Source organism: Streptomyces boncukensis (assembly GCF_011045075.1).
GTDB classification, from domain to species: Bacteria; Actinomycetota; Actinomycetes; order Streptomycetales; family Streptomycetaceae; genus Streptomyces; species Streptomyces boncukensis.
Map to the genome: position 1 here is coordinate 1 of NZ_JAAKZZ010000639.1, position 3612 is coordinate 3612.

The 3612-nt window shown below is 72.3% G+C and carries 4 protein-coding genes; 2 read left to right on the top strand and 2 right to left on the bottom strand.

All coding sequences use genetic code 11. The features are described 5' to 3' along the window. A partial coding sequence (locus tag G5C65_RS33430; protein ID WP_206442563.1) for an HTTM domain-containing protein occupies positions 1-1239 on the bottom strand: 1239 nt, incomplete at its 3' end. Continuing rightward, positions 1236-1901, bottom strand: a complete 666-nt coding sequence (locus tag G5C65_RS33435; RefSeq protein ID WP_165302814.1) for a DUF5819 family protein — start codon at positions 1899-1901, stop codon at positions 1236-1238. The genes G5C65_RS33430 and G5C65_RS33435, both read right to left, overlap by 4 nt. 244 nt (positions 1902-2145) lie before the next feature. Here G5C65_RS33435 and paaA point away from each other — a divergent pair, with 244 nt between their 5' ends. Together paaA and paaB are read left to right on the top strand one after the other, a co-directional pair. Further along, entirely contained in the window at positions 2146-3147 is a 1002-nt protein-coding gene (gene paaA / locus G5C65_RS33440; protein ID WP_165302815.1) for a 1,2-phenylacetyl-CoA epoxidase subunit PaaA, read from the top strand. Between the two features lie 170 nt (positions 3148-3317). Continuing rightward, positions 3318-3584 (top strand): 1,2-phenylacetyl-CoA epoxidase subunit PaaB, encoded by a 267-nt coding sequence (paaB, locus tag G5C65_RS40890; protein WP_165302816.1) that lies wholly within the window; start codon positions 3318-3320, stop codon positions 3582-3584. Positions 3585-3612: the final 28 nt, after the last annotated feature.

Sequence of the window (3612 nt, forward strand, 5' to 3'; positions counted from 1 at the left end):
GTCCTCGCCGCCGTCCCCGTCCCCGTCGCCGTCCCGGGCGGCCGCCGGTGCGCGCCGGCGGGAGCCCGGCAGCACGCGGCGCGCCGTGCCGCCGACGTGCCGCCCGGCCCACACCAGGAACACGGTCGGCAGGAACACCGCGTCGGCGGTGATCATCGCCGCCGAGAAGACGGGCAGGCCCAGAATCACGGCGATGCTCACATGCTCCGTGATCATCAGGGCGAGCAGGACGTTCTTGACCCGCCGGTTGAACAGCGTGAACGGGAAGGCGACCTGCACCGCCACCGTGCCGTAGCTGATCAGGAAGATCATGATGCCGTTGCCGGAGAGGGCGTCGCTCAGCGCGGGCCAGGGCGAGAAGTAGTCCAGGTGCAGCGGGTAGTAGACGGCCGTGCCGTCCTGCCAGCGGGTGCCCTGGATCTTGTACCAGCCCGCCGTGGAGTAGATCAGGCAGACCTCGACCATGATGATGAGCAGTGCCCCGTTGTGCACGAGGTTGGCGACGATGTCGCAGACGGTGCGCGTCTCCCGTACGCCCTGCCCGGCGCGCCCCGCGGCCACCGCCCGGTCGAGGTGGCCCCACACCCCGTGGGCGATCCACAGCACCCAGAAGACGATCCCCCAGCCGAGCGCGAAGCCGCCGGTGACGGTGCAGGCCGCCAGGGCGACGCCCAGCAGGGCCCACACCACCGCACCGCCGAGGCCGCCGCCCGCCGCACCGTGCTCCCCCTCGCCCCTGGCGCGTGCCCGTGCCGCGCGGCGGGCGTCCAGCGACCAGACCTGACCGCACCGGGTGAACACCAGATAGATCGCCATCAGGTGGATGACGTTGTCTCCGCCGTCCCCCATGAACACACTGCGGTTCTGCAGCGCGAGCACGCCCACCATGAACAGCACGGACGCGGCGCGCGTGTGCCAGCCGAGCAGCAGCGCCGCGCTGGCGGCGACGGCGAGCAGATAGACGAACTGGAACCAGCCGTCGGCATCCGACCACATCAGCACCGAGAACGCCTGGTTGGAGTCGATCAGCCGGTCGGCCATCGACCAGCTCCAGGGGCCCTCCGGGCCGTACAGCTCCTGCCGGTGCGGCCATTCGCGCAGCAGGAAGAACAGCCACGTCCCGGCGAGGCCGATCCGGACGATGGCCGTCTGGTACGGGCCGAGCGCACGGCCGGTCACCTGGTCGAGGACGCCGGATGCCGTGCGCGCGCCCCGGGTGCGCCACTCGGCCGCGCTCACTTGTCGCCTCCGGGGAGGTCCTCGCTGGAGACATGCCACCAGGGGTAGGTGCGGTAGACCGGCTTGGTGTCCACCCGCTCGTCGCTCCAGGGCGGCGCCTGGACCCGGGTGGTGGCCGAGCGGACCTGGATGCGCTCCACGCTGCCGCCGTTCAGCTCGGGGCCGAAGCGCCGCATCACGATCCGCTTCACATAGCGCTCGGACAGCTCCCCGCGCATGCCGACCGGCTGCCCCTTGTCGTCGTGGTGGTTGGCGAAGAACTCCCAGCCGCGCCGGAGTTCGTTCTGCTGGACGTGGCTGGGCACCGGGTTGTGGCGGATCGCCGCGCCGTCCATGGCGGTCAGGTTGACCCAGCCGGTCCGCTCGGTGGCGCCGTCGCCCTTGGTGACGGTGGCGCGCGCGTGGACGGCGATGTTCTGCTGCAGCGGGTTGGGCGCGAACAGCTTCCAGTTCCGCTCCAGCTCCGGAAGCGCGTACGCCTGGATGGTCTCTCCGTACCGCTTGCTGACGGTGTTGGGGGGCGCGGTCTGCAGGAAGACCATTCCCACGTGCACCGCGACCGCGAGGGAGAGCGCGGTCACGGCTATCGCCACCACGACCCGGGCGGGCCGGGAGAGCGCGGCCAGGCCACCGCCGTCCTCGTGCCGCTCTGCTGGCTCCATGCCCTCCCGCTCCCCACGTCGCCACGGCCGTTCCGTGACACTCAGGTCATTTCAGGTCATTCCAGGTCACGCGGACGCCGCTCGGGCGCCGGTCCGCCTCAGAGACTCTCAGAGACTACTGGGGCCGTCAGGCCCCGGGAGTCCCGGGAGTCGGGCGCCCTCCGGCCTTGACAGGCCGCGCGGGCCCGGCTCACCATTGAACCGAACGATCGGTCGGTCGGCTGGCGCGGATCAGGGGGCTCGCATGGCATCGGGTACAACGGCGACCGCACGGGCGGCGCAGGGCGCGGCGGCGGAGCTCGGCGCCGCCTTCGAGGCCGCCGTGGCCGCGGACGAGCGCATCGAGCCGCGGGACTGGATGCCGGACGCCTATCGGGCCGGCCTGGTCCGCCAGATCGCCCAGCACGCCCACTCGGAGATCATCGGCATGCAGCCGGAGGCGAACTGGATCGCCCGCGCGCCCTCGCTGCGCCGCAAGGCCATCCTCATGGCCAAGGTCCAGGACGAGGCAGGCCACGGCCTGTATCTCTACGGCGCGGCCGAGACCCTCGGCACCTCCCGCGCCGAGCTGCTCGACAAGCTCCACGAGGGCCGCCAGAAGTACAGCTCGATCTTCAACTACCCCACGCTGACCTGGGCCGACGTCGGCGCGATCGGCTGGCTCGTGGACGGTGCCGCCATCACCAACCAGGTCCCCCTGTGCCGCTGCTCCTACGGTCCGTATGCGCGCGCGATGGTCCGGATCTGCAAGGAGGAGTCCTTCCACCAGCGCCAGGGCTATGAGCTGCTGCTGGCGCTCAGCCGGGGCACCGAGGCGCAGCACGCCATGGCGCAGGACGCGGTGGACCGCTGGTGGTGGCCCTCGCTGATGATGTTCGGCCCGCCCGACGCCGAGTCGCCGCACAGCGCCCAGTCCATGGCCTGGAAGATCAAACGGCACTCCAACGACGAGCTGCGGCAGCGCTTCGTGGACATCTGCGTCCCGCAGGCCGAGGCCCTGGGCCTCACCCTCCCCGACCCCGACCTGCGCTGGAACGAGCAGCGCGGCCACTACGACCACGGCGCCATCGACTGGGCGGAGTTCCACGAGGTACTGAAGGGCAACGGCCCCTGCAACGAGCAGCGGCTCGCCCAGCGCCGCCAGGCGCACGAGGAGGGCGCCTGGGTCCGCGAGGCCGCCGCCGCGTACGCCGCCAAGCAGCAGCGGGCCGCGCACCGGGAAGAGCGGGAGGCACTCGCGTCATGAACCCCGACAGCACCGGCAGCACCCCGCGCCCCGGCGACGCCGCCCAGACACCCGGCGACACCCCGCCGCCGGGCGACACGGCAGCGCAGGGCGGCACGGCAGCGCAGGGCGGCACCCCGGCACCCGGCGAAGCCGCAGCCCCCGGCGGCGGCCCCGGGGCCGACTGGCCGCTGTGGGAGGTCTTCGTCCGCAGCAGGCGCGGTCTGTCCCACACCCACGCCGGAAGCCTGCACGCGGCGGACGCCCGGATGGCGCTGCGCAACGCCCGCGATCTGTTCACCCGCCGCTCGGAGGGCGTCTCGCTGTGGGTCGTCCCGTCCCGTGCGATCACCGCCTCCTCGCCGGACGAGAAGGACCCGTTCTTCGAGCCCGCCGCCGACAAGCCCTACCGCCACCCGACGTTCTACGAGGTCCCGGAGGGGGTGCGGAACCTGTGACGCGGCCCCCCTCCGGGACCTCGTAGAA

Coding starts and splice junctions, on each gene's coding strand:
- G5C65_RS33435 (WP_165302814.1), bottom strand. CDS start 1,901: ATGGAGCCAGCAGAGCGGCACGAGGACGGCGGTGGCCTGGCCGCGCTC.
- paaA (WP_165302815.1), top strand. CDS start 2,146: ATGGCATCGGGTACAACGGCGACCGCACGGGCGGCGCAGGGCGCGGCG.